Raw genomic sequence first — 26,555 nt, 5'->3', positions numbered from 1 at the left:
TTCGGTTGTTGGTAGGTGTCATGTCGAGCCTGCCAGAACACCATCGAATGCCTTCGCGCGGCGCAGCAAGCTCGTGCGGAACCGAACACCGGCAAATCGGTCATGGTGATGGGTGAGCTGGCAACTACTGGACGAGAGTCCTAGGCTCTTATGCGTGTCGCGGGTAATGGGTTCCGAAACAGGGCGAAAGGTCTTCGACGACGGCGTCGAGAGGTTGCTGGCCAGCTACCGGGCCATCCCGGCCTCTGGCCGTGTTCGGCTGGCCAAGAAGACGTCGAACCTGTTCCGCAAGCGGGCGAAGAATCCTTATCCCGGATTGGACGTTTCCGGGCTGGACCGGGTGATCTCGGTTGACCGGCAGGCCCGTACGGCCGACGTGGCCGGAATGTGTACGTACGAAGAACTTGTGGCGACGACGCTCAAATATGGTCTGGCGCCCAAGGTCGTTCCCCAGCTCAAGACGATCACCCTGGGCGGCGCGGTCACCGGCCTCGGCATCGAGTCGACTTCTTTCCGGAACGGACTCCCCCACGAATCTGTACTCGAGATCGACATCTTGACCGGAGCGGGCGAGATCGTCACCACCTCGGCCACCAGCGAGAACTCAGATCTCTTCTTCGGGTTCGCCAATTCCTATGGCACGCTTGGGTACTCGACACGGCTACGCATCGAGCTCGAGGAGGTCGCACCCTACGTCGAGTTGCGCCACGTACGGTTCACCGACGTCGACACCCTGCAGTCCACGATGAACGACATCGTCGAGCAGGGCACCTACGCCGGCGAACGCGTCGACTATCTCGACGGTGTCGTGTTCTCCGCCACCGAGAGCTACCTCGTCCTGGGCGCGCAGACGAGCGTTCCGGGTCCGGTCAGTGACTACACCGGCGATCAGATCTACTACCGGTCGATCCAGCACAGCGCCGATTCCACTCCCATCCGCGACCGGCTCACCATCGCCGACTACCTGTGGCGCTGGGACACCGACTGGTTCTGGTGCTCGCGGGCATTCGGCGCGCAGAACCCCCGCATCCGCCGTCTGTGGCCAAAGCCACTGCTGCGCAGTAGCTTCTACTGGAAATTGATCGCGCTCGACCACCGGTTCGACATCGGCGACAAGCTCAATGCCCGCAAAGGTCAACCGCCCGGCGAACGGGTGGTCCAGGACATCGAGGTTCCGATCGAGCGCACCTCCGAGTTCGTACACTGGTTCTTGGAGAACATTCCGATCGAGCCGATCTGGTTGTGCCCGCTGCGACTTCGCGACCCCTCCCCCGCCGGCGCCGACACACACCGGCCATGGCCCCTGTATCCCCTCGAGCCCCACCGCACCTACGTCAACGTGGGGTTCTGGTCTGCGGTGCCCAAACGCGAGGACAAGCCGGAGGGTTACGCCAACCGGCAGATCGAGATCAAGGTCTCCGAACTCGACGGACACAAGTCGCTGTATTCCGAGTCGTTCTATGGCGAAGAGGAATTCGATCAGCTCTATGGCGGTGAGCCCTACCGCCTGCTCAAGAAACGTTACGATCCCGGGTCGCGGTTACTCGACCTGTACTCAAAGGCGGTGAAGCGGCAATGACAACTGTGAAGAACAACGAGGTGCCCGGGTCGGTGGTCGGGCCGAAACTCAGCCTGGCGGAGGTGGTGGAGGCCGTCGCCGGTGGCGATCTACAGATCAGCGTCACCGCCTACGACGGCAGTTCGGCCGGCCCGGCCGATGCCGAGTACGGGCTCGAACTGCTCACCCCGCGAGGTACCCGCTATCTGGCCACCGCACCCAGTGACCTCGGGTTGGCCCGCGCCTACATCGCTGGAGATCTCTCGCTGAAGGGGTGCCACGAGGGCGACCCCTACCCCGCATTGCGAGCGATCTCCGAGGACGTGCAGTTCTCCAGGCCGTCGGCCCGCACGCTGGCACAGATCACCCGGTCACTGGGCCTCGAGCACTTCAAGCCCATCACACCCCCGCCCCAGGAACAGCTCCCCCGGTGGCGCCGAATTGCAGAGGGCCTGCGGCACAGCAAGACTCGTGATGCCGAGGCGATCCATTACCACTACGACGTCTCGAACACCTTCTACGAATGGGTGCTCGGGCCGTCGATGACCTACACGTGCGCCTGCTATCCGAATCATGAGGCAAGCCTGGAAGAGGCTCAGGACAACAAGTATCGCCTCGTCTTCGAGAAGCTGAAGCTCAAGGCCGGCGATCGACTGCTCGACATCGGCTGCGGCTGGGGTTCGATGGTGCGGTACGCGGCACGCCGCGGTGTACACGTCATCGGCGTGACCTTGTCGGCCGAGCAGGCCCAGTGGGCACAGCAGGCAATCATCGACGAGGGTCTGAGCGAGTTCGCCGAAGTGCGGCACAGTGATTACCGCGACGTCACCGAAGGCGAGTTCGATGCGGTCTCGTCCATCGGATTGACCGAGCACATCGGGATCCAGAACTACCCGTCGTACTTCAAGTTCATCCGCAGCAAACTGCGTGATGGCGGAATCCTGCTCAACCACTGCATCACCCGGTCGAACAACGTGAGCCGAGGCAAGGCCGGACCGTTCATCGACCGCTATGTGTTCCCCGACGGGGAGTTGACCGGCTCGGGCACCATCATCTCGGCCATCCAGAACATCGGTGCGATGGAGGTGGTGCACGAGGAGAACCTGCGCGAGCACTACGCGATGACCCTTCGCGACTGGAACAAGAACCTGGTCGACCACTGGGACGAGGCAGTCGAAGAAGTGGGTATCGGCACCGCGCGGCTCTGGGGTCTGTACATGGCCGGATGCCGGATCGGATTCGAGCGCAACATCATTCAGCTGCATCAGGTTCTCGCGGTGAAATTGGACAACAAGGGCGGCAACGGCGATCTGCCGCTGCGCCCGTGGTGGAACGCCTGATCTGACCTGGCCCTCCGATTCCCTGCTGCCCGAAAATTCGCGCCGGCTGCCGGCGGACGCGCCAGTTGCAACCGGCGCGTCCGCCGGTAAGTGGCGCGAATTTGTTGGACCCGGTCGGTGTCGCGCGTAGCGCGGCCGCGAAGATCAGCTGATCGGGCGGGCGCCCAGCTCGGTGGCAAGGAGTTCGATTGCCACCTGTTCGGGATCCTGCCGCGGATCCGGCGTGGAATCTCGTGCCGTGGCGATCATCTCGTCGCGTTCGGCATCGGTGAGGTCTTCGTCGTCAACTGGCTCGGGTGGTGGTTGTACCGGCTCAGGTTCAGGTTCGGGCTCCGGTTCAGGCGCGTCACCCGAGGCGCTCGCGGCTCCCGCTCCGCGGCTCGGGCGGACGTACGGCGCCTTGGCCTCGGGCTTGCGGGTGCTCCCAGGCGCGGAGGCCTGGGGCTTGGCGGCGTCTGCGGGCAGCGACGATGCCGCGTGCACCGAGATGTCCCAGCTACCACCGAAGACTTTCGACATCGCTCCGGTAAGAACTTCGACCGCATGCGGAGAGCTGAGCCGCTGCACGAGCGGCGCGGAGTCGTGACTGAGCACAAGCGTGGTGCCGTTGACGCCGCGAACCGTGGCGCCGGACAACATCACCTCGGTGACCTTGTTGGCGGTACGGACCTCGGTGCGAACTTCCTGCCACTTCGCCTGCACCGCAGCGAGATCCGGGCCTCCGGCGGCGGGAGCTGCGTCAGGCTCGGCGGGCGCCGCAGCCGGCTCGACAGCGGGTTCCGGCTCGGGCTCGTAGTCGGGTTCCGGCGGTAGTGGGACGTCCGCATCATCGGGGACGGACAGCGCTGTGTCGACGGGCGACTCGGCCGCGGGGCCGGCAGACGGCTCGGGCGTGCGGACGACCGGCTCGGGGGCTGCAGCCGGCTCGGGAGCAGGGGCCGACTTCGTGGATGGCGTCGGCTGGGGCGCCGGGGCCGGTTCCGGAGTCGGGGTGGGTTCGGGCGCGGGGGCCGGTTCCGGAGTCGGGGTGGGCTCGGAAGCCGGGGCCGGTTCCGGGCTCGGTGCCGGTTCCGGCGAGGGGGTGGGTTCAGGCGCAGGTGCCGGGATCGGCGCGGGTGCGGGAACCGCCGCCGAAGCGGGTGCGGAAGAAGTTGATTCGGCTGAGCCCTCGGATTGCTTGCGCTGTGACGCTCGGACGAACTTGCTCGGAGGCGGTTCCGCGGGCGCCCCTCCCGATGACGAGCCGAGGGGTGCAGCCGGAATCGCCGCGCCTCCCGCCAGCTGCGCCTCGATGCGCTCGATCCGTTGCAGCACCGCAGACTCGGCGTCGGACGCCGCCGGAAGCAACATCCGGGCACACATCACCTCGAGCAGGAGCCGCGGCGACGTGGTTCCCCGCATCTCACCGAGCGCGTCGTGCACGGTCTCGGCGAAACGCGCCAACGTTCCCGGCGCCAGCTTTGCCACCTGCTCGGTCATCCGCTCGACCTGGTCGTCGGGCGCTTCCACGAGTCCACGCTCGGCGGCGTCGGGTACCGCGTCCATCAGGATCAGGTCGCGGAGCCGTTCGAGGAGGTCGACAGCGAATCGGCGCGGGTCGTGGCCGGCATCGACAACCGACTCGATGGTTCCGAACAGCTTCGCCCCGTCATGGTCTGCGAGGGCGTTGACGGCGTCGTCGATCAGCGCGACATCGGTGACACCGAGGAGGGTCAGTGCGCGTTGGTAGGTGACACCCTCCGCCGACGCCCCGGCCAGCAGCTGGTCCAGGACGCTGAGCGAATCACGGGGTGAGCCGCCGCCGGCACGGATCACCAGGGGGAACACCGGCGGCTCCACCGTGACTTTCTCGCTGGCACAGATGCGTTCGAGCAGGGTGCGCATCACGGCCGGAGCCAACAGGCGGAACGGGTAATGATGGGTGCGCGAGCGGATGGTGGGCAGCACCTTCTCCGGCTCGGTGGTCGCGAAGACGAAGATGAGGTGTTCGGGCGGTTCCTCGACGATCTTGAGCAAGGCGTTGAACCCGGCGTTGCTCACCATGTGCGCCTCGTCGATGATGAACACCCGATAGCGCGACTCCGCCGGCGCGTAGAAGGCCTGATCGCGGAGTTCGCGGGTGTCTTCGACACCACCGTGGCTGGCGGCGTCGAGTTCGATCACGTCGAGGTTGCCGGGGCCACCCGGGGCGAGGGCCACACATGACGAACACACCCCGCATGGGGTGGACGTCGGCCCCTGTTCACAGTTGAGCGACCGGGCCAAGATGCGCGCCGACGAGGTCTTACCGCAACCACGCGGACCGGAGAACAGATACGCGTGGTTGATGCGGCCGGAGTCGAGCGCGCGACCGAGCGGCTCGGTGACATGTTCCTGCCCGACGACCTCGGCAAAGGTCGCGGGTCGATACGTCCGGTAGAGAGCCACGGTGGCAGCCTACCGGCGCGGTCCGACGTTCGTGGTCCCCGGTAGAGGTCGAGCGGGCGTCGAACAGCAGGTGCTGGGAGGATTGAAGCTCGAACGGACGGCTGCCGGCCGCGCTCGCTTGCACATCAATCGCAGGTTTGGGGCCGGATGTGACTTCGCGGGCGGTTTTGTGAGCAGTCAGGCCCGACGAAGCGTCCGAATATGGCTATGTCACAACACTTGTGGCAATGTTCGCAGGCCGCTCCAGAGCAGCCGACGTCTGACGAGATGCGAACCAGTCCGGGAGCGCTCAGGCGGCCCGAGAACCTGCCAAAGCCCTCGAGCTACGGGCAGCACCCCTGGCCCGGACTTCGCCCGGACCCCAGACGGCGATGCACAACACCGCGGTTACGCCGAATACCCACAGGTACGGCTCGGCAGAGAACCATCGGAGCCAGTCCGGGAACGGCGTCATGAACATGCCGGTGCCGTAGAAGGGTTTGAAACCCAGAGCGCCGCCCGGGAGGTAATTCCGCCAGATGAACACCGTGGCGACGAGCGCCGGGGGCGCAAGGCACAACAATCCGGCGAGTGGTCGTGAGCCGGCCCGCCACGCCGCGATGGGCAGGTGTATCGCGAACGCCAGCAGGGGTACGAACCACACCCAGTGATGGCCCCAGCTGAACGGTGACACCGCGGCAGTGGTCATCCCGGTCAGGCACAGGGCGAGCAGCTCCTGGCCCGCACGGTGCGCAAGCCAGGCCGCGCCGACCCCGAGGACCACCGCGAGTGCAGAACACGCAATCCACAGCATGTTGCTGGGCGTGGTCGTGTCGAACACGGTGGCCAGCGCCCCCTTGATCGACTGGTTGCTCGGGGCGTCGGTCGGACCGACCCGATCAGAGTTGACCACCCGATCGGTCCAGTAATTCCACGATTGCCGGGGCGTCGCCAGGAATCCGATCAGGATTGTCGCCCCGAACGTCGCGATCACCACCATCACCGCACGCCACCGTCGCGTGATGGCGAGATACACGACGAAGAAGGCCGGCGTCAGTTTGATCCCTGCCGCAATCCCGACTCCGACGCCCTTGAGCCGACTGCCATCCGGCCGAAGCAGATCCCATAGGACGATCGCCATCAAGAAGACGTTGATCTGCCCGTACCAGATCGTGGTGCGGACCGGCTCCATCAAGGTGACCGCACACACCATCGCCGCGGACACGATGGCGAGCGACCAGCTCATCTCGTAGCCCAGACTCCGGAACGAGGCCACGATGACCCAGTACAGGGTGACGAAGATGAGGCCACTCCAGACGTCAACGGCCATCTCGGCGCTCATCCAGCCGAAAGGCTGGAAGACGATGGTCGAGAACGGGGTGTAGGTGTACAGCAGGCCGTTACGGAGCATCGGCAAGTCGTAGAGCTGCTGGCCGTGCAACAGGTGCTGGGCCCCGGCGCGGTACACGTCGAGGTCGACCTGGTTCTTGAACAACCCGAAGATGGGGGCGTCCAGAGGAATGAACCGGACTTGCACGAGCAGCGCAATGGCCGCGCCCACCACAAACGCGATCAGCAGAAGTGGGTGACTCGGAAACCGTTGCCGTGGCCTCGTGTCGTCCGTTGTCTCAGCGCGCACTTGATCCGCTGTCACCCATCACTCCTCACCCCGTCTGCAGGGATGCTAACCCGCCGCGACCGGCTCCGGAGCCTCGACGCGGCGCCTGCTGGTGAGACACACGATGGCAGCCACCGCTGTCACCACGAACACCCAGTTGTAAGGGTCGTAGGTGAACCAGCGCAGCTCAGGGATGCCGACCTTGTGGTACAGCCCGGTGAAGTAGCCGTCCGGCAGGACCCGTTCGATCTGCAACACCGGATACGAACGGTAGGTGCGCCAGATGAACGTCGTCGCCAGCAATGCGACCACTGCGGTCGCCGCCAGCGCTGTGGCCATCGCACCCCGCGCCTGCAGCGTCAGGTGGATTCCGATCACCAGGGCCGGGACGAACCACACCCAGTGGTGTCCCCACGACATCGGCGACACCGCAGTGCCCGTCATACCGACAAGGGTGACGGCGAGCAGCTCATGTCCGCCCCGATGAGCCAGTGAGGCCGCTGTCATCCCCAGCGCCAGCGCCGCAACGGCCAGGGTGATCCACACCAACGGGTTGGGGGCATCGGTCTGCCACAGGTTCGCCAACGCTCCCCGGATCGATTGATTGCCGACGGTGTTGGGGGCACCGACCCGCTTGGAGTCGATGAACGTCCCGCTCCAGTACTTCCAGGAATCACGAGGCATCACCGCGAACCCGAGCGCGATGGTGCCCGCAAAACCCGCGCCCGCCAGCCACACTGCGCGCCAATTGCGGTTGATCAGGAGGTAGAACACGAAGATCAAGGGCGTCAGCTTGATCCCGGCAGCGATCCCCACTCCGAGGCCGCGGATGCGACTGTGTCTGCCCTGCAAGAGATCCCAGAGGACGAGCAGCATGAGGAACACGTTGATCTGGCCGTACCACATGGTGGTGCGGACCGGCTCCATCAGCGCGCTCACCAGGACAAGAGCGCAGGCAAAGAGCCGAACCGACCAATTGATCTGGTACCTCAGGCTTTTGAAGCTCAGAGTGATACAGAAATAGAGGGCGACGAAGATGCCGACCATCCAGACGATCCGCGCGAGTTCAAGAGACATCGCCGCAAAGGGCATGAACAGGATCACCGATACCGGCGCATAGGTGTAATCCATGACGCCCACGAGTTTGGCCTCGTACAGGCGGTCACCGTCGAGCACCGCTTGGGCGCCTTCTCGATACACCGCCAGGTCGAGTTGGTTACCGAATACTCCCCAATACGGGGTGTTGATCGGGACGGCCAGATGTTGCAGATACACCGCGAGCAGGCCGAGCGCGAGGGACACCGCGACAACAACGGCAGGCCTCGGCAACGCCGGGCCGTTTGTCACTGCTGTGCGCTCCTGCGAACGGACGTGCGGAGCGGACTCGATGCCCAACCGGGGTGCGCCTTTCTCGAGCATCGGCCCTTCTCGATCACCGAGTGAGGGTTCCTGCGTGATGTCAGCTGTGGTCTTCGAGCAACTTCTCGGCTGCGGCGAGCAGCACACAGGTGGCCACCCCGTCCATCGCCAACCGCAACTCTTCCAGCCCCGGAAAGGTCGGGGCGAGACGGATGTTGCGGTCGTCGGGATCGCGCTTGTACGGGAAGGTCGACCCAGCCGCGGTCAGTGAGATGCCGGCCTTCTTGGCCAGGTCGATGACCTTGGTCGCGGTGCCGTCGACAACGTCGAGGCTGATGAAGTAGCCGCCTTCGGGTTCGGTCCACGACGCGACCTTCGCCGCGCCGAGCCGGTCCTCGAGGATCTGCAGCACCAGCGCGAACTTGGGCAGCAGCAGGTCGCGGTGCCTGGCCATCTGTCGGCGCACGCCGTCGGCATCACCGAAGTAGCGCAGGTGCCTGAGCTGGTTGAGCTTGTCCGGGCCGATCGTCTTGATGCTCGCGTGCCGCTGGTACCAGGCCAGGTTGTCGGCCGAACTACCGAAGAAAGCCACGCCAGCACCGGCGAAGGTGATCTTGGACGTCGACGCGAATACGTAGGGGCGGTTCGGATTGCCCGCGGCCGCCGCCAGCCCCAGCACGTCCACCGGCTCAGGCGGCGTTTCCTGCAGCGTGTGCACCGCGTACGCGTTGTCCCAAAAGACGCGGAAGTCGGGCGCCGCGGCCGGCATCGACATCAGCGCCTTGCTCACCTCGGCGCTGTAGGTGGCGCCGGTGGGGTTGGAGTACGTCGGTACGCACCACATGCCCTTGATCTGCGGATCTGCTGCCACCAGTTCGGCACACACCGCAACGTCGGGGCCGTCCGGGTTCATCGGCACGGTGATCATCTCGATGCCGTAGGACTGGGTGATGGCGAAATGCCGGTCGTAGCCAGGGGACGGGCACAAGAACTTGATCGGACCCTGCCCCCAGGGAGACGACGAGTCCGGCGTGCCGTGCAGCAAGCCGAAGATGACCAGATCGTGCATGTATTCGAGGCTGGCGTTGCCGCCGGCCAGCAGGTTGTCGGTGGGGATCCCCAGCAGTTCACCGAAGATGGCGCGAAGCTCGGGCAATCCGGTGAGACCGCCGTAGTTACGGCAGTCGGTGCCCTTGCCGTCGCGATAGACATCGGCTCCCGGCAACGACAGCAGATCCGCGGAGAGGTCGAGTTGTTCCGGTGACGGCTTACCGCGGGTGAGGTCGAGGTTCAGGCCCGCTTCGGCGAGGCGCTGATATTGATCGCGCAGCTCGGACCTGGTGGCGGTCAGCTGGTCGGCACTCATCGAGTGGTAGTTCACGTCGGCCTTTCGCCCGGAACCACACCTGCCCCGGAACTGTCATCGCGCGCTTCGCTGGGGAACAAAGTAGGGGACCCCGCGCACCCGAGAGAGCCCGCTGACCCTTGCTGCCTTCCGGCCCTGGGGGAGTTCACAGGATGCACGCCGCGCGGGATCCGGGATCGAGTGTAGCCGCCCGGTGCGCGGCGCCGGAAACTGGTCACCTCACCAGCCCGTTTTTGGCAGGTCACCTCGCGACCGGTAAGCTCCCCCACGGAGGATTCGCCTAGTGGCCTATGGCGCTCGCCTGGAACGCGGGTTGGGTTAACAGCCCTCAGGGGTTCGAATCCCCTATCCTCCGCCAACTTCCGAAAGTGGTGGCTTCGGGTGAGCATTCGCCCAGGTGAGCCTCACCCGAACCCACCATTTCGGGAAGTCAGAGGCGGCTTTCGAGCCTCGCCGACAGGCCGGCTTCCTGCAGATCGAGCCGTTCGAGCATCGCGCGGACGGCTTCGTCGTCCACCTCGCCGGCATCGCGGCTGGCGATCAGGGCATGACGCTGCGCCGCCAGCACCTCCCGGTAAAGCTTGGCGAACGTCTCTGCGCGTTCGGTGTGCGCTTCGGGATCGGGCATCTCCTCGGCATCGCGCACCTGGCGCGCGACGGTCGACCGGATGAACTCGACCGTCTTCGCATCCAGGGTGGTGGGCGGTTCGGCCACGAAGTCCTCGATCACCCCATCTCCGGCGAAGTGCACGATGCTCTCGGCCTTCGAGGTCTCGCGAGCTGCGTACTGCTCTTCCTCCTCGGAATGCAGATGCAGGCGCGCGATGAGCCAGGGCAGGCTGGTGCCCTGGATCAAGATGGTGCCCACCGCGACCACAAAGGCGATCGCCTGGATCGCAGCACGCTCCGGAAACGGTTCCCCCGATTCCAGGGTCGCCGGGATGCCGGACGCGGCTGCCAACGTCACCACACCGCGCATGCCCGTCCACGACACCACCAGGCTCTCTTGGAAGGTCAGCGTTCGCTTGTCCATCGACGCGGTCAGGCGTTTGACGGCGGCCGGCCGCTTCTTCTCACGCTTTGCGGTCGGATCTCCACCCGACTCACTGATCCGTCGCGGAACGCGAGGGCCCGCAGCGATCTGCGACGAGCTGACCGTCTTCTCGACGTGCCGTTGCAGCAAGCCCCGGCCGAACATGAGGAACACGGCGAACGGGCGGATGACAAGCACCACGAGCAGGACAACAACCGAGGCCACCGCCACCCCGACGAGCGACTCACGCGCCTCTCGTAGCTCGTCGATGATGAACCTGAGCTGTAAACCTATGTAGGCGAACACAAATGCTTCCAGGAGCACATCCACCGAGTTCCACACATAGCGCTCCTGCAGACGAGTCTGGTAGCCGGCATGAACCGAACCCGACCCGACCACGAATCCGGCGATCACCACCGCGAGCACCCCGGACGCGTGGATGTGTTCGGCGGCAACAAAAGCCGCGAAGGGGACGGTGAAGCCGAGAACCGTTTCGAGCGCCGGGTTCTGCAGGTGACGCCGGATCCACAGGGTGCCGAACCCGATGACGATTCCGACGACGGGCCCGAGCACCGCGCTGTAGCTGAAGAGCAGCAACGGATTCCCGATGAACGCGTGGGTGTGAGCGATCTGCGACACGGCGATCGCGAACAACGACAACGCGGCTGCGTCGTTCACCAGGGACTCGCCGGTCAAGATGGCCATCACCCGCTTCGGCAGGCCCAGTTTGCGGCCGATCGCGACGGCCGTCACGGCGTCGGGTGGGGCGACGATGGCCCCGAGCAACAGTGCGAGAAGGAAGGTGAACTCCGGAATGGCGACCGTGGCAACGGCTCCCACCGCGAACGCCGTGACCACCACCATCGCCACTCCGAGACCGAGGATCGGTTTGATGTTGCGCAGGAAGCTCGGGAACGAGAAGTTCAGCGCCGCCGAATAGAGCAATGGCGGCAACACCACCGTCAGCAGGATGTCGGACTCCAGCTCCACCCGGGGCAGACCGGGGATGAAAGACACCAGGAGTCCGACCACCAGAATGATGAGCGCGGGCTGCATTCCGCGACGATCCGCGAAGGCCGTGACGACAACCGCGCCGAGAAGTACCAGAAGCAGCAGTTCCATGGCCGGATTCTGTCAGGTGATGTCCGTGTCTGCTCGCCGTGAAGTCGTATGGTCGCGCGCACAGATCGTCCCCGTGACAGTCCGCCGAGGGCAAAACACCCTCGGCCGGGTCTCACGGGGGCAAAACGAACGGCTTAAGGCTCCGACTCGTCGTCATGACGGGCCCGCGACGGCTGAACACGCTTGGGTTCACCCGGCATCTTCGGGTAGCTCGGCGGATAGGGCATGTCGCCCAGCCCGTCCTTCTCGTCGCGCGCCACCCATTCGAGCAGCGGATCGAGACTCCCAGGATGATCGCCGATGTCCGCCATGGGATCTCCCCGGCGTTCCAGCAGCGCCGGGACTGTGGCGATGGTGCAGTCAAGGGGATCGACGTCGGCCAGCTCGTCCCAGGTCACCGGTGTCGACACCGTCGCCGTGGGGGTGCGCCGCGCCGAATATCCGGCGGCCATCGTGCGGTCGCGGGCGTTCTGATTGAAGTCGATGAAGAGCCGCTCTCCGCGCTCTTCCTTCCACCACGAGGTGGTGACCGACGAACTGTCGCGGCGTTCGAGCTCACGCGCCAGGGCGATCACCGCACGCCGGGTCTCGATGAAATCCCAGCGCGGCTCGATGGGCACGAACACATGCAGACCGCGTCCGCCCGAGGTCTTGGGGTAACCGACCAGACCCAATTCGTCGAGCAGTGGCCGCAACACGTCGATGGCAACACGGCGAGCGTCGGCGAAGTCCGTACCCGGCTGCGGATCGAGGTCGATCCGGAGTTGGTCGGGATGGTCGTTGTCCGGGGCGATCGTGGGCCACGGATGGAATGTGACCGTCCCCAGATTGGCCGCCCACACGATGACCGGCGCGCTGGTGGTCCGGATCGCGTCGGCCTTGCGACCGGAGGGAAAGGTGATCGACGTCGACTCCACGAAGTCGGGGCGTTTGGCCGCCACACGCTTCTGGTAGATCTCCTCACCTTCGATGCCGTCGGGGAAACGCTGCAAGAAGGTCGGTCGGTCGCGCAGGGCAGTCAACATCGCACCCTGTAGCGCCACCGTGCGGTAGTACTCCACCAAATCCCTTTTGCGGCCGCCCTTCTCGCCGAGCTGGGGGAAGTAGATCTTGTCGGGGTTGGACAACCGCACCGCGGTTCCGTCGACATCGAGTTCTTCGGCCGGAGCTTTCGCCATCAGTCTTGTCCCTCCAGGACGTCGAAAAGGTCGTAGGTGAGCGGGACCTCGAGTTGTTCATAGCCGCAGCTCTCGGGTTCACGGTCGGGACGCCACCGCACGAATTGCACGGTGTGCCGGAACCTGTCGCCCTCCATCTGGTCGTAGGCGACTTCGACGACGAGTTCCGGGCGGATGGGGGTCCACTGCGACGACCCCTTCTCTTTCCAGCGGCTCGGCTCACCCTCGGCGACGTTGTCGGGGTCGAGCCGCATCGGTTCGAGCATCTCCTGCAACTCGATTCGCTTCGCGTCCGAGAACGCGCCGGCTCCGCCGACCATGCGGAGATCACCGTCTCTGTAGAGACCCAGCAACATCGAACCCAGACCGGTACCACTCTTGTGGACGCGGTATCCGATGACGACGCAGTCGGCGCTGCGCTTGTGCTTGACCTTGATCATCTCGCGCTTGCCCGGCAGGTAGATCCCGTCGAGGCGCTTGCTGACGACACCGTCGAGACCTGCGCCTTCGAACTCGGAGAACCAGTTCTGCGCAAGGTCGGCATCGGTGGTCACCCGACTCACCCGGCAACGCCCGGCTCCGGGGATCGATTCGAGGAGCACCTCGCGGCGCGTGGAGAACGGCTCCCGGGTGAGATCCCTGTCGCCGGTGGCCAGCGCGTCGAACCCGATGAACATCGCCGGGGTCTGTTCGGCGAGCATCGTGACCCGGGATTTCGCGGGATGGATCCGGATGGACAGGGCGTCCCAGCTGAGCCGGCGAACCCCACCGAGATCGGCCTGCACGCCGATCTCACCGTCGACAACCACCCTGTCCGGCAATTCCTCTCGGGCCGCCTCGATCAGTTCGGGGAAGTACCGTCCGAGGTCCTTGCCACCGCGCGACCCGATGACCACCTCGTCGCCGTCGCGAAAGATGATTGCCCGAAACCCGTCCCATTTGGGCTCATGCGACCACACCGCGGCGCCGGCCTCATCGGGGATCTTGGCAGCGGATTTGGCCAGCATCGGTACCACCGGCGGCATCACAGGAAGGTCCATGATGTCCCATCCTTGCACTTGTACCCTCGTTCGGGTGAACGATTGCCGCCGAGACGAACCGGGCCGCCCGAGCGGTGCGGGACGGTACGCGCCGTCGCCGTCGGGTGATCTGCACATAGGCAATCTCCGTACCGCCTTGCTCGCCTGGTTGTTTGCCCGTTCGAGCGGCCGGCGCTTCGTGGTGCGAATGGAAGATCTCGATCGGGTGGCACCGGGGGCAGCAGACCGGCAGCTCGCCGATCTCGCGGCATTGGGGATCACCTGGGACCCTCCGGTGATGTGGCAGTCGGAACGTCGACTCTCCTACGACGCCGCCATCGACGACCTGCAGCGACGGGGACTGACGTACGAGTGCTTCTGCACTCGACGCGAAATCCTCGAGGCCCCGTCCGCGCCGCATGCGCCGGCGGGCGCCTACCCGGGGACGTGCCGCGACCTCACCGATGCGCAACGACAAGCCAAACGCGATACCGGCCGCCCGCCTGCCATCCGGCTTCGCGCGGAGGTCGCCGAGTTCACCGTCGTCGACACACTTCTCGGCCGTCATACCGGGATGGTCGACGACTTCGTCCTCCGCCGCGGCGATGGCACACCGGCATACAACCTGGCCGTGGTCATCGACGACGACGCCCAGGGAGTGGATCAGGTGGTTCGTGCCGACGACCTGCTCAGCTCAGCTCCTCGGCAGAGTTATCTGGCCGGGCTGCTTCGCATTTCACCACCTGCCTATGCCCATGTGCCTCTGGTCCTGAACACGGAGGGCGCAAGGCTCGCCAAACGCGACGGCGCTGTCACGTTGTCAGACCTGGCCCTGGGCGGCATTGCCGCACAGCGTGTTCTGTCACTCATCGCCGCGTCGTTGAAAATGGCAGCCCCGAACGAGCCGGTGACCATCGATCAGCTGCTCGCCCGATTCGATCCCGACGACTTGCCACGCGATCCCTGGGTCCTCGAACCGAGCGCAATGCTGAGTTGCTGATCGGCACCGGAACGCCGCGCCACAAGAACTTCACAGGCAGACGGCACGCCGAGGCAATCATTCGAATGGAATAGCGATCCGGCCTTGTATTCACGGTGCCGGTAACCAGTGATCGCCACAGACGCAGGCAACCGATCGACGTCGAAAATCGGCTGACCTGCTCAAACGCCAAGCGGCGGTCGATGATCGCTTACTCGAATCAACGCTGGCTAGACACCCCTCAGGGGTCGAAACAACCGGCAACGCACCTTTGTCCGGTTTAGACTCGTCACGACCATCAGGTAGGTGCGAAGCGTGCCTTCGCCGCGAGAGGAATCGAAAGTCATGAGCGGACCGCAGTACCCAGGCCCCGACCCCAACTACCCGGGCAACAATCCCCCGCCGAACCCGGACCTGGGTAAAGGCGGCCCGGCAGGTCCGCCTCCCGGTTCCTACCAGCAGCCAGGCACCCCGCCGCCGGCAGGTTCTTACCCGCCGCCGCAGGGCAACTATCCTCCGCCCTCGCAGGGCAGCTACCCCCCGCCGCCCCAGTTCGGCGACCAGTCCAGCTACGGGCAGCCGCAGGCGGGCGCCGGATTCGGGCAGACCGCAGGCGCCGGAATTCGCTTGGGCGCCAGGATCATCGACGCCATCATCGTCGGAGTGGTCTTGGCCATCGTCTCGACGATCGTCGTGCTGGTCGTCGACATCTTCATCGTGTCGCTGATCGTCTCCCTGATCCTGAGCCTCGCCGGGTTGGCCTACTTCGTGTTCTTCGAAACCCGTTCGGGCGCAACGTTGGGCAAGCAGCTCCTGAAGCTGAAGGTTCAGGGCGCGTCGGGCGGACTGCCCACCCAGGAAGAGTCACTCAAGCGGAACTCTTGGATGCTGATCGGCTTCCTGTCGTCGCTGCTCTCGTTCGTGCCGATCCTGCCGTTCCTGTTGAGCCTCGCCTCGCTCGGAATCCTGATCGCCATCGGCGTCACCATCAACAGTGACCCGAACAACCAGGGCATCCACGACAAGTTCGCCGGTGGCACCAAGGTCGTAAAGACCGGCTAGTTCACGAGGTTTTCGCCTGCGCGTAGTACCGGCCGAGGAACTCGTCCCGGAACTCGAAGTAGGTCCCGTCTTCGATGGCCTGGCGCGCCCGCTCCACCAACGTCACGATGAAGTGCTCATTGTGGATGGTGCAGAGTGTGGCCGCCAGGCCTTCTTTGGCTTTGAACAAGTGGTGGATGTACGCCCGGGTGTATTGCGTTGTGTAGTTCTCGATCTCGGGATCCAGCGGTCTGAAGTCGTTGCGGAACCGGCTGTTCGTCACGTTGTAGCGACCATCGAGTGAATAGATGGCCCCATTGCGCGCCACCCGCGACGGCGACACGCAGTCGAAAGTGTCGACCCCGTTCTCGATCGCCGTGAAGATGTCGTCCGGTTCGCTGATCCCCAGTAGATGTCGCGCTTTGTCCTGCGGCAGTTCCTCGTTCACCCACCGGACGATGGTGCCCAGGTTCTGTTTCTCCAGTGCGCCCCCGATTCCGTAGCCACCGAAACCGCGGCCGCCGTTGTCGACGTCGCGTTCGCTCATCGCCACCAGATCACGCGCTGCTTTGCGCCGCAGGTCTTCGTACTGCGCGCCCTGCAGCACTCCCCAGAGCGACTGGGTCGGTCGATGGCTGCGTTCGGCGGTCAGCCGGTTGTGTTCGGCCAGGCACCTGACCGCCCAGAGGCGCGTCCGCTCGAGCGACGTCTCCTGGTACTCACGGGTGTTCATCAACGTGGTGAGTTCATCGAACGCAAAGATGATGTCGGCGCCCAACTGGTGTTGGATCTGCATCGACACCTCAGGGGTGAACCGGTGGGACGACCCATCCAGATGCGATTTGAACGTGACTCCGTCGTCGTCGACGCGGGCCAGTCGTTCCTTGCCCTCGGCGATCACCTCGTCGTTCTGCATGCCGGTCACGTCCATCGCGATGACCTTCTTGAAGCCCGCACCGAGCGACATCACCTGGAAGCCGCCACTGTCGGTGTAGGTGGGACCGGGCCAATTCATGAACTTCCCGAGACCACCAGCCTCGTCGATGATGTGCGGACCGGGCTGCAGATACAGGTGGTAGGCGTTGGCGAGCACCGCCTGGGCGCCGAGGTCGCGCACCGCCTCGGGAACCACGGTCTTCACCGTCGCCTTGGTCCCGACCGGCACGAACGCCGGCGTCTTGATCTGCCCGTGCGGCGTATCGATCGTCCCGGTTCGACCGAGCGTGCCGGGCAGGCTGGTCCCGAGGGTGAAACTGCGGTCGGGGCCTTGTTGGGGATCGTTCACCGATGCATCTTCCCAGTGCGCCGCACCACCGGGCAAAACGCCGGGGAGTGGCGGCGCCTCCTTGACCAGTGGCGCCGGCGCTCAGCCGTCCGTCACGTCCGCTGCACGCGCCGACAACTCCGGCGCCGCCTGCGCGGCCAGCGATGCGAGCAGAGCGAGCTTCTCTGCGCTGTCGGATCCGGGCGCCGCGTGATAGATCACCAAGACAAGACCTTCGGATGCATCGACGGCAAGCCGGTCTTTGTAGAGCATCAGCTCGCCGACCTGCGGGTGGTACATCGGGGTCTGAGTGCCCACCCGCACCCGCACGTCGTGCCGAGCCCACAGTCGACGAAACTGCTCGCTCGCCAGGGACAGCTCCCCCACTATCTGCACCACACGCGGATCATCGACGTCGGTGCCTATCGACTGGCGAAAGCCAGCGACAAGGTGAGCCATGGCCAGTTCATGATTCGGGCAGAGTGCTTGTTCGCCGGGGTCGAGGAACAACGCCTTCAAACGGTTCCGACCGACGCGCAAGTTTGGTGACACGGCGCGGGCGAGGTCGTTGGCGGCGAGCACGTCGAAGTGTCGACTCTCCACGAAGGCCGGCATTCCGATGGTGGCAAGTAGTTGGCGGATACCCTCGGGCACCGTCTCGCGACGGTGACGTCGCGTGCGTTTGCGTGTCTGGGGCGCAGCGAGTCCGATGAGATAAGTGGTGGCCGTCTCGTCGAGTTGCAGTACGCGGCCGAGTGACTCGAGCACCTGCACTGACGGGTTGTGGTCGCGCCCTTGCTCCAGCCGGAGGTAGTAGTCGGAGCTGATGCCCGCGAGCATCGCCACCTCCTCGCGGCGTAACCCCGACACGCGGCGCTGCCCCACCACCGGCAGCCCGACGTCCTCTGGCCGGACGAGCTCCCGTCGGGCACGAAGGTAGTCGCCGAGTTGTCCGTTGCCGCTCATACGACGACCGTACTCAGACTTGCGGTCGACGTGACTGTCCCTGTCACTCCCAGGAAGACCGGGGCACTGGCACGGTCGCGTCGCTTCTCGCACGGTGGGGAGATGACAAACGCAACACGACTACCCGGCGGGGTCTTCCCCCTCACCGATAAGCTCAATCTCACCCGTTTCGGCTACGGCGCAATGCAATTGGCAGGTCCCGGCGTGATGGGACCTCCGGCCGACCGCAGCGCCGCGGTCAGTGTCCTGCGCGAGGTGGTGGAGTTGGGCATCACCCACATCGACACCAGCGACGCGTACGGGCCTTACATCACCAATCAGCTCATCAGACAGGCACTTCACCCTTACCCCGACTCGCTCCGCGTGATCACGAAGGTCGGCGCGCATCGTGACGCCCAGGGCGGATGGCCCCCGGCTCGATCACCCCAGCAGCTGCGCGACAGCGTCCATTCCAATCTCGCGAATCTTGGACTCGATGTGCTCGATGTGGTCAACCTGCGGGTGGGCAGTCCCATGGGCCCGGAGTCGGGATCCATCGAAGAGGCGTTCACGACCCTGGCGGAGTTGCAGCAGGATGGGTTGATCCGGCACCTCGGGCTCAGCAACGTGACACCTGAGCAGGTCGCCGAAGCCCGTTCGCTCGTGCCGATCGTGTGTGTCCAGAACTTCTACAACGTGGCCAATCGCCAGGACGACGCGCTGATCGACTCGTTGAACACCGAGAACATCGCCTTCGTGCCCTTCTTTCCCCTCGGCGGATTCAGCCCCCTGCAGCCGGAGGTGTTGAGTTCGGTGGCAACTCGGCTCGACGCGACGCCGATGTCGGTTGCTCTGGCGTGGCTCCTGCGGCGGTCGCCGAACATCCTGCTGATCCCTGGCACCTCATCGGTCACCCACCTGCGTGACAACGCGTCTGGCGCCGGCCTGCAGCTGTCCGACGCGGACTACGCCGAGCTGGACACGATAGCCGGGCCGTAGCCGAGTGGTTCCTCCCGCAAACGAACTCACCCCACCGGCTCAGCGAGCCGGTGGGGTGAGTGTTGTGCGCTAGGACGCTCAGACGGACACCTGTTCACGCCTGTCGAATTCCGCTTGCTCGGCGGCCAGCGTCTTGTTGAGCTTCTCGCCCTCGATGTCCACGTTGGGCAGGATCTTGTCCAGCCACTTGGGCAGCGACCACGCCTTGTCACCGAGAAGGGCGAGTACGGCCGGGATCAGCGTCATGCGGACGATGAAGGCGTCGAAGAAGACTGCGACCGCCAGCGCGAATCCCATCGCCTTGATGAACACCATCTCCTGCAGCATGAAGGCGGCGAACACCGAGATCATGATGGCGGCTGCGGCTGCCACCACGCGGGCGCTGTGACTGAAGCCCGTCACGATCGCGTCCTTGGCCGACGAACCGTGGACGTACGCCTCGCGCATCCGGGTCACCAGGAAAACCTGGTAATCCATCGCGAGTCCGAACACCACGCCGATGAGCATGATCGGCAGGAAGCTGACCAGAGGCTGCGGATTACCGATCAGCCCGAGGTCACCGTTGGTGAAGATCGCCACCGTGGCACCGAAGGTGGCGCCCACGCTGAGCAGGAAGCCCAGTGCGGCGGTCAGCGGGACCAGGATCGAGCGGAACACGATCATCAACAGGATGAACGCCAGTCCGACCACGACGATCAGGTACGGGATCAGTGCTGAGCTGAGCTGATCGGACACATCGATCTCGATCGCTGTCTGCCCGGTGACACCGTAGGTGAGGCCGGTCGACTCGGTGACACTCGATTCCAGGCCGCGTAGGTCCTTCACGAGCTGCTGCGTGGCCTCTTCTCCCGACGAACTCGCAGGGAGCACCGAGATGATCGCCGTATCGCCGGACGCATTCACGTCGCCGGGGCTGATCAGCGCTGTGGCGACATCGTCGACGCCCTTGATCTGGTTGACAAGACCGTTGAACGCGTCGATCCGCTGCGTCTCGTCCGCGATGGCACTGCCGTCGACAACCACCACAAACGGGTTGTTCTGGCCTGGACCATAGCCCTCGGCCACCAGCTCGTACGCCTTGCGCTGCGTTGTGCTGGGGTCGCCGCTGCCGTCGTTGGGCAGAGCCAACTTCAGACCGGCCATCGGAAGTGCGATCAGCGCGAGCAGGATGATCGGTGCGATCGCGAAGAGCGCGGGCCGCTTGACCACCTGGTTGATCCAACGCTGGCCGTTGTGGCGACGCGCCGGATCGGCGGGCGTCACATCAGGTGCGTTGAGGGCCTTGATCCGGCCGGCGAACACCTTGCCGCCGAAGAGACCGAGGATCGCAGGCAGCAACGTGAGCGCGACGAGGACGGCTACCAGCACCGTGCCGGCCGCGGCCAGGCCCATCGCCGTGAGGAACGGGATGTTGACGATGAAAAGGGCTGCGAGCGCGATGAACACGGTCGCACCGGCGAAGACAACGGCCGAACCTGCTGTGCCGACGGCTTTTCCGGCTGCTTCGGCACGAGACTTGGAGGTGTGCACCTCATGCCGGTAACGGGAGAGGATGAACAGCGCGTAGTCGATGCCGACCGCCAGACCGATCATCGTCGCGAGGATCGGGGTCTCCGAGCTGAGATCGAAGAAGAACGTGGCTGCCGTGACTCCCATCATGCCGATCACCACACCGACGATCGCGGTGATGAGCGGCATGCCCCAGGCGACCAGCGACGCGAAGGTGAGGATCATGACAATCGCACCGACGCCCATACCGATGAGCTCAGAGGTGAGACCGATCGCGGGTTGCGGCAGGGCCGTACCCGACATCTCGACCGTGAGGCCTCCCTTGCGCGCTTGATCGGCGATGTCTTCCATCTGTTCGTGAGCCTTTGCGCTCACGTCCGCGCTCGCTTCGACGTCGAAGGGCGCACCGAGCTGAACCATGGTCTGGTCCTTGTTGATCGGTGAACCGGCCTGCGCGTCGGCTGCCGCTTCGTCGGGCGACTTCCCGAACTGCTGGGTCTGGAACTCGGTGACCGCGTTCCAGCCGGGCCCGGGACTGTCAGGTGTGCCGTAGGTCTCGAATGGGTTGGCTATCGAATCCGGCTGCTTGACCTTGTCGAGCTGCTTCATCTGCTCGACCATGGCGTTGATGGTGGCCTGATTCTGCGGAGTGTTCAGATTCGAACCCTCCGGGGCCTTCACCACGTACTTGACCGACGTGTCCTCGGAGAACTTCGGCTTTTCCGGGAAGGCCTCGACCATCTGATTCTGAGCTTTTTCCGACGGAATGCCCGGAATCGAAAAACTCTCGGAATTGGGCTTCGACAGCGTTGCGGCCGCGACACCCATCGCGACCAGCACGAGTAACCAGATCGCGATCATCTTGAACTTGTTCAAATAGGCCCATTTGCCTATTCGATAGAGATAAGTGGCCATGTGCTGGTCCTTCCAGTGGGTCTTCGGGAGGTTCGGGAGCGCCGGTAGGCGTCAGGTCAGGGATGTGGTGTCGACATCGGGCGGGACAAGCCGCACTTGGTGAGACGGAATGCTTCGCCGAGGAATTCACGGAGGTCGGTGTGCGGGGCGAGCCCCTCGCTCCACATCTCCAACCCCACCCGCAGGGTCACCAACGCATTGCCGAAGACCAGGCGTTCGTACAGGCCCAAGTCGGTGGATTCACCGCGGCAACCGACCACCGACTCGAACCGGGCCTTCTGTTCCGCGGCCAGTCCGTCACTGTGTTTGTGGTCGGCCAGTGTCGGCTCGGTCTCGAGCAGACGGATCAGGGTCAGGAACTGCCCCGGATCGGCTTCGGTGTCGCAGGCGATCTCGGTCAAGGCGTACTCGACCGAGTCCCAGAGCACTTCTCCCCCGGGTCGTGACTCGATCAGATCGGCCAGGCGGTCGAGCATGACGCCGACGAAATAGATCAGCGCATCCTCTTTGCTCGGGAAGTAGTTGTGGAAAGTTCTTGCCGATACTCCAACCTCTGCAGCGACGGTCTCCACGGACACCGACTCGAGGCCGCCGTCCGAGGCATGTCGGAGCACCGCAGTCGCCAGAGCCAGCCGAGTGGCTGCCTTCTTGGATTCACGTAAGCCCATTTCTTGCACGACTTCCACCGTACGGAAGTTGCAGAGTTCTGCAACTTTTCTGTCGGGTGCAAAAATATAGAACACGTCACAGAGGGCCGCTGGAGTGGCAGGCATCACCCGATTCATGGATCCGTCGCGGTCATATGGGCCGGGATGCGGTTCGCTACGGTTGGCCCATGCGTACTGCTCTTCTCCGACTTGCCGGACCATTGATGATCGCCACGGGCGCGGTCGTCACACTTGCCGCCTGCGGCGGGGACGACTCCACCGCGTCTGGCAATTCGTCGACCGCGCCGAGTTCGGGCAACGCCTCGATCGGTTCGAGTTCTCCGGCGGAGTCCGGCGCCACCTCATCGCGCACAACGTCGACCGAAAACTCGAATGCACCCGCCGTACCCGGCCCGTCATTGCCACCGGCCACCTCGATACCCGACTCGAAGCGACTTCCCGCCATCGAGGGCGCCCGGTGCGAGACGGTCAATGGTCCCGACGGTGCGCTACAGGTCGTCATCTTCGCCGGAAGCAATGTGGATTGCGCCGCAGTGATGCCGGTCGCCAAAGAGTACGGCCCGAAGATCGCGACAGGGACTCCGCAGCAGGTCAGCGGCTGGGAATGTGGCCCATCACAAACCCGAGGGGTGCTCTCACGGTGCACCCGTGGATCGGACGCATTCGGCTTCGCCATCGAGTGATCTGGCTGTTCTGTCGCAGTCGGGGTCGCGTGCCTGATGGGCTGAGCGTTGGCGGGGCTTGCGAGCCCCTCGGCCAACCGGCACACGCTTGCCCCGTAGACCGAGCAACGGCAAGAACCGCGAGCCTGCGGAAGGTGCCGCTCACCCAACCCGCACACGCTCGCCCTACAGACCGCGCACCGACCAGAACCGCGAGCCTCCCGAAAGCGGCGCTCACCCAACCCGCAAACGCGCGGTCCGCAGACCGAGCGTTGGCAGGAATCGCAAGCCGGCCGATGCCGGAGGCCCCGCAGACCGAGCATCGGCCAGAACCGCGAGCCTGCGAGCCTGCGAAAGGTGTCGCTTGGTTAACCGGTAGTTGCTCGCCCTACAAACCGAACCTCGGCGACAATTCCAACCCCCGAAACCACCTTGTGCGACTTTTTCACACAGCAGTCAATCCACCTTTGTTTCGACTCCGAACACGTGTGGTAGACGTCACAAAATGCCGCATCGAAAAAGGAGCTCGAGAATGATTCGTTTCACTCGCAAGTCCGTCGTCGCCGCCGCAGCAGCCGGCGCGGGTGCCGCCGCCCTCACCTTCGCCGCCGCACCTACCGCCACCGCCGCTCCTGAGATCTGCCCGAGCCTGCCCGGCCAGACCAGTGCAGGTGCGAACTGCTACTCGTCCTCGGGTCCGACCGGCCTCACACTCGCCATCACCGCAGATGGCGGCGTCGCCGTGTCCACCGGCAACAACTTCTCAGGCCCGGCTGCCATCGCGCTGGGACCAGGGGCCGTTGTGGAGATGCAGGGCGTGAATCCCGGGTTGTCCATCGGTATCGCGGGGCCGGGAGCGACTGTGGTGGTCGACGGCCAGAACCGGGTGCAGTGCACTGACGGGATCAGCTTCGCCGGGGACTTCCAGACCTGGAGCGGCTGCTTCAACAACGGCACCACCCAGATCCCACTCGGCTGAGCGGTTGGGGCCCGAGACTCATCCATGTGAGTTTCGGGCCTCGATTCCGGCGATAGCGCTCACCCTCCATCACCTGGTGTTCTAGTTTGCTAAGTGAACCTTGCGTCGCGGACCGACCGCGATCGGTGCACTTGAAGATGGAGGAGCAATGCTCCGCACGGTGTTCGACGAAGAACATGAAGCTTTTCGAAAGGTGGTGCGCGACTTCATCGCACGCGAAGTCGCACCGGTGCACCACGAATGGGAGGAGCAGGGCCATCCGCCCCGCGACTTCTATCGCCGTCTCGGCGAGATGGGCATCCTCGGGATCGAGGCGCCCGAACAGTTCGGCGGAGGTGGAGCGGACACCTTCAAATTCAGTGCCGTGGTCACCGAAGAAGCGGCGCGCGCGGGTGTCACGTTCGGCACCTACTCGGTTCACTCGAACCTCATCCTGCCGTATCTGGTGAAGTACGCAACCGAAGAACAGAAGAAGCGCTGGCTTCCCGGATTCATCTCCGGCGACATCATGACGTCGATCGCGATGACCGAACCCGGCACCGGCTCGGACCTGGCCAACATCGCAACCACCGCAAAGCTGTCCGATGACGGCAGTCACTATCTGCTCAACGGCGCCAAGACCTTCATCACCGGCGGCGCCCTTGCCGATCTTGTCCTGGTGGTCTGCCGAACCGCGGCGAGCACCCCGGAGAACCGGCGCGGCGGTCTGAGCATCTTGTGTGTCGACACCACATCGCAGGGATATTCGGTGGGACGCAAGCTACAAAAGATCGGGCTCAAAGCCTCTGACACTGCTGAACTCTCGTTTGACAATGTCCGCGTCCCGGTAGAAGACCGACTCGGCGAGGAGGGCGAGGGCTTCAACTACCTCACCCACAACCTCGCGCAGGAACGCCTGACGATTGCGTTGCAGTCGTCGGCCGCCGCCCAGGCCGCGTTGCGGCATGCGCTGGACTACGTCAAGGACCGCAACATCTTCGGTAAGCCGCTGGCGGCTTTCCAGAACACCAAGTTCGTACTCGCCGAGTGCGCCACCGACGTCGAAGCCATCGTGTTGATGGCCGACCGTGCGCTCGAGCTCCACGATTCGGGTGACCTCACCGTGGCCGATGCGGCCAAGGTCAAGCTGTTCTGCACCGAAGGCGCGGGGCGGGTGATCGACAAGTGCCTGCAGCTGCACGGCGGATACGGGTACGTCACCGAATACCCCATCGCCCGTCTTTACGCGGACACGCGTGTGTCCCGAATCTACGGTGGCACAAGCGAAGTCATGAAGACCATCATCGCCAAATCCCTGGGCATCTGAAAGCCCGTCCCATCTCAGTGATCCGAAACAGCAGGAGAACAAACAATGCGTGATGCAGTGATCGTCGATGCCGTTCGAAGCCCCGTCGGCAGACGTGGTGGTGGTCTGTCCGGCATTCATCCGGTCGATCTGTCCGCCCAGGTGTTGCAGGCGCTCGCCGCCCGCAACGGCCTCGATCCCGAACGGGTGGACGACGTGATCTGGGGATGCGTTTCCCAGGTCGGTGAACAGGCCGGCTGCATCGGGCGGTATTCGGTCCTGGCCGCCGGCTGGCCCGAGTCGGTGCCCGGACTCACCGTGGACCGCCAGTGCGGATCTTCGCAGCAGGCAGTACATCTGGCTGCGGCCGGAGTTGTCGCGGGCCACTACGACGTGGCCGTAGCCGGGGGTGTGGAGTCGATGTCACGTGTGGTGATGGGTGCCGCACGCGCCAGTGGAGAGCACGGCGAACCCTTTGGGCCAATGGTGCGCGAGCGCTACGACAACTTCAAGTTCAACCAGGGTATCGGCGCAGAGATGATCGCCGACGAATTCGGTTTGAGCAGAACGGATCTGGACCAGCACGCCCTCGACTCCCACGAGAAAGCGGGCAACGCCATCGACGAAGGACGCTTCGTCGACCAGATCGCACCCATCACCGTCACGGCCGAAGACGGCACAACAACCGTGGTCACCACCGACGAGGGGGTTCGCCGAGGCGGCACACTCGAGAAGCTGGCGGGGCTCAAGACACCGTTCAAGGAAGACGGGGTGATCTCCGCGGGCAACGCCTCTCAGATTTCCGACGGCGCCGCCGCGCTTCTGGTCACCACAAGCGAACTCGCGTCGGTGTACGGATGGACCCCCATCGCCCGCGTGCATTCGGTGGCGGTGGTGGGCGCCGACCCGATCACGATGCTGAAGGGCCCGATCCCGGCCACCGCGAAGGTGTTGCAGCGCGCCGGAATGTCCATCGATCAGATCGGCACCTTCGAGATCAACGAGGCGTTCGCATCGGTGTCCCTCGGCTGGCAGAAGAGCACGGGCGCCGACTACAAGCTTCTCAATCCGGACGGCGGCGCCATGGCGCTCGGCCACCCGCTGGGCGGGTCCGGTGCGCGACTGATGACCACGATGATCCACCGGATGCGGGCGCAGGGCATCCAGTACGGACTGCAGTCGATGTGCGAGGGAGGCGGCATGGCCAACGCGACCATCCTCGAATTGCTCTGACCCGATCCAGCCGTTCAGGCGGCTGCCACCGGACTGGTGGCAGCCGCTCTGTGCGTCAACGGGTTCGAGTTGGTCCG

At 64.7% G+C, this 26,555-nt stretch carries 20 protein-coding genes, 1 tRNA gene and 1 other RNA gene; 10 read left to right on the top strand and 12 right to left on the bottom strand.

The features are described from left to right. The first annotated feature begins 166 nt into the window (after window positions 1-166). Both CSW57_RS01225 and CSW57_RS01220 read left to right on the top strand, forming a co-directional pair. The gene (locus CSW57_RS01225) at window positions 167-1,579 is read left to right on the top strand and encodes an FAD-binding oxidoreductase (RefSeq protein ID WP_099381117.1); all 1,413 of its coding nucleotides are present in this window, start codon (window positions 167-169) and stop codon (window positions 1,577-1,579) included. Beyond that, on the top strand, window positions 1,576-2,898 hold the full coding sequence (locus CSW57_RS01220; RefSeq protein WP_099381116.1) for a class I SAM-dependent methyltransferase: 1,323 nt from the start codon (window positions 1,576-1,578) through the stop codon (window positions 2,896-2,898). Before CSW57_RS01225 ends, CSW57_RS01220 begins: the two co-directional genes overlap by 4 nt. Before the next feature lie 144 nt (window positions 2,899-3,042). Here the strand turns inward: CSW57_RS01220 and CSW57_RS01215 are convergent, their stop codons facing one another. The 5 genes from CSW57_RS01215 to ffs form a co-directional block, all read right to left on the bottom strand. Continuing rightward, entirely contained in the window at window positions 3,043-5,325 is a 2,283-nt protein-coding gene (locus CSW57_RS01215) for a DNA polymerase III subunit gamma and tau (RefSeq protein WP_099381115.1), read from the bottom strand. A gap of 289 nt (window positions 5,326-5,614) precedes the next feature. Next, window positions 5,615-6,958: a glycosyltransferase 87 family protein gene (locus tag CSW57_RS01210; RefSeq protein ID WP_223248976.1), complete on the bottom strand. Its 1,344-nt coding sequence runs from the start codon at window positions 6,956-6,958 to the stop codon at window positions 5,615-5,617. Between the two features lie 30 nt (window positions 6,959-6,988). Further along, complete coding sequence (locus tag CSW57_RS01205) at window positions 6,989-8,341, bottom strand: glycosyltransferase 87 family protein (protein ID WP_099381113.1); 1,353 nt, start codon at window positions 8,339-8,341, stop codon at window positions 6,989-6,991. A gap of 40 nt (window positions 8,342-8,381) precedes the next feature. Next, window positions 8,382-9,662, bottom strand: a complete 1,281-nt coding sequence (locus CSW57_RS01200; protein WP_099381112.1) for an aminotransferase class I/II-fold pyridoxal phosphate-dependent enzyme — start codon at window positions 9,660-9,662, stop codon at window positions 8,382-8,384. Between the two features lie 64 nt (window positions 9,663-9,726). Next, window positions 9,727-9,823: signal recognition particle sRNA small type (gene ffs, locus CSW57_RS01195), an RNA gene on the bottom strand. A gap of 93 nt (window positions 9,824-9,916) precedes the next feature. Here ffs and CSW57_RS01190 point away from each other — a divergent pair. Beyond that, a tRNA-Ser gene (locus tag CSW57_RS01190) sits at window positions 9,917-10,005 on the top strand. Window positions 10,006-10,077: 72 nt separating this feature from the next. Here CSW57_RS01190 and CSW57_RS01185 read toward each other — a convergent pair. From CSW57_RS01185 to CSW57_RS01175, 3 genes are all read right to left on the bottom strand, one after another. Then, window positions 10,078-11,802 carry a cation:proton antiporter gene (locus tag CSW57_RS01185; protein ID WP_099381111.1) on the bottom strand — a complete coding sequence of 575 codons (1,725 nt, stop codon included), beginning with the start codon at window positions 11,800-11,802 and terminating at the stop codon, window positions 10,078-10,080. A 134-nt stretch (window positions 11,803-11,936) separates the two neighbouring features. Then, complete coding sequence (gene ligD / locus CSW57_RS01180; protein WP_143696446.1) at window positions 11,937-12,980, bottom strand: non-homologous end-joining DNA ligase; 1,044 nt, start codon at window positions 12,978-12,980, stop codon at window positions 11,937-11,939. Continuing rightward, window positions 12,980-14,020, bottom strand: coding sequence for an ATP-dependent DNA ligase (locus tag CSW57_RS01175; RefSeq protein ID WP_099381109.1), 1,041 nt, complete (start codon window positions 14,018-14,020; stop codon window positions 12,980-12,982). The genes ligD and CSW57_RS01175 overlap by 1 nt, the downstream gene beginning before the upstream one ends. Window position 14,021: 1 nt before the next feature. Here CSW57_RS01175 and gluQRS point away from each other — a divergent pair, with 1 nt between their 5' ends. Together gluQRS and CSW57_RS01165 are read left to right on the top strand one after the other, a co-directional pair. After that, window positions 14,022-14,999: a tRNA glutamyl-Q(34) synthetase GluQRS gene (gene gluQRS, locus CSW57_RS01170; protein WP_099381108.1), complete on the top strand. Its 978-nt coding sequence runs from the start codon at window positions 14,022-14,024 to the stop codon at window positions 14,997-14,999. A gap of 324 nt (window positions 15,000-15,323) precedes the next feature. After that, window positions 15,324-16,040, top strand: coding sequence for an RDD family protein (locus CSW57_RS01165; protein WP_099381107.1), 717 nt, complete (start codon window positions 15,324-15,326; stop codon window positions 16,038-16,040). A gap of 1 nt (window position 16,041) precedes the next feature. On the opposite strand, the gene tgt is transcribed toward CSW57_RS01165, so the two are convergent. Both tgt and CSW57_RS01155 read right to left on the bottom strand, forming a co-directional pair. Continuing rightward, window positions 16,042-17,304: a tRNA guanosine(34) transglycosylase Tgt gene (tgt, locus tag CSW57_RS01160; protein WP_099381953.1), complete on the bottom strand. Its 1,263-nt coding sequence runs from the start codon at window positions 17,302-17,304 to the stop codon at window positions 16,042-16,044. 81 nt (window positions 17,305-17,385) lie between these two features. Continuing rightward, window positions 17,386-18,249 (bottom strand): helix-turn-helix transcriptional regulator, encoded by an 864-nt coding sequence (locus CSW57_RS01155; protein WP_099381106.1) that lies wholly within the window; start codon window positions 18,247-18,249, stop codon window positions 17,386-17,388. A gap of 102 nt (window positions 18,250-18,351) precedes the next feature. Here CSW57_RS01155 and CSW57_RS01150 point away from each other — a divergent pair, with 102 nt between their 5' ends. Further along, window positions 18,352-19,227, top strand: a complete 876-nt coding sequence (locus CSW57_RS01150; RefSeq protein ID WP_099381105.1) for an oxidoreductase — start codon at window positions 18,352-18,354, stop codon at window positions 19,225-19,227. 78 nt (window positions 19,228-19,305) lie between these two features. Here the strand turns inward: CSW57_RS01150 and CSW57_RS01145 are convergent, their stop codons facing one another. Both CSW57_RS01145 and CSW57_RS01140 read right to left on the bottom strand, forming a co-directional pair. Next, a complete protein-coding gene (locus CSW57_RS01145) occupies window positions 19,306-21,651 on the bottom strand; it encodes an MMPL family transporter (RefSeq protein WP_099381104.1) in 2,346 nt (781 codons plus the stop codon). Window positions 21,652-21,707: 56 nt separating this feature from the next. Next, window positions 21,708-22,319, bottom strand: coding sequence for a TetR/AcrR family transcriptional regulator (locus CSW57_RS01140; RefSeq protein ID WP_223249074.1), 612 nt, complete (start codon window positions 22,317-22,319; stop codon window positions 21,708-21,710). Window positions 22,320-22,486: 167 nt separating this feature from the next. Between CSW57_RS01140 and CSW57_RS01135 the strand changes: the two genes are divergently transcribed. From CSW57_RS01135 to CSW57_RS01120, 4 genes are all read left to right on the top strand, one after another. Further along, on the top strand, window positions 22,487-23,002 hold the full coding sequence (locus CSW57_RS01135; protein WP_223248974.1) for a hypothetical protein: 516 nt from the start codon (window positions 22,487-22,489) through the stop codon (window positions 23,000-23,002). Window positions 23,003-23,513: 511 nt separating this feature from the next. After that, the gene (locus CSW57_RS01130) at window positions 23,514-23,960 is read left to right on the top strand and encodes a DUF6764 family protein (protein WP_062795053.1); all 447 of its coding nucleotides are present in this window, start codon (window positions 23,514-23,516) and stop codon (window positions 23,958-23,960) included. Window positions 23,961-24,108: 148 nt separating this feature from the next. Continuing rightward, window positions 24,109-25,266: an acyl-CoA dehydrogenase family protein gene (locus CSW57_RS01125; RefSeq protein WP_099381103.1), complete on the top strand. Its 1,158-nt coding sequence runs from the start codon at window positions 24,109-24,111 to the stop codon at window positions 25,264-25,266. 45 nt (window positions 25,267-25,311) lie between these two features. Continuing rightward, on the top strand, window positions 25,312-26,478 hold the full coding sequence (locus CSW57_RS01120) for a thiolase family protein (protein ID WP_099381102.1): 1,167 nt from the start codon (window positions 25,312-25,314) through the stop codon (window positions 26,476-26,478). Window positions 26,479-26,555 lie beyond the last annotated feature (77 nt).

Source organism: Williamsia muralis (assembly GCF_002735905.1).
GTDB lineage: Bacteria > Actinomycetota > Actinomycetes > Mycobacteriales > Mycobacteriaceae > Williamsia > Williamsia muralis_A.
This window is presented reverse-complemented; position numbering and strand designations above follow the sequence as displayed.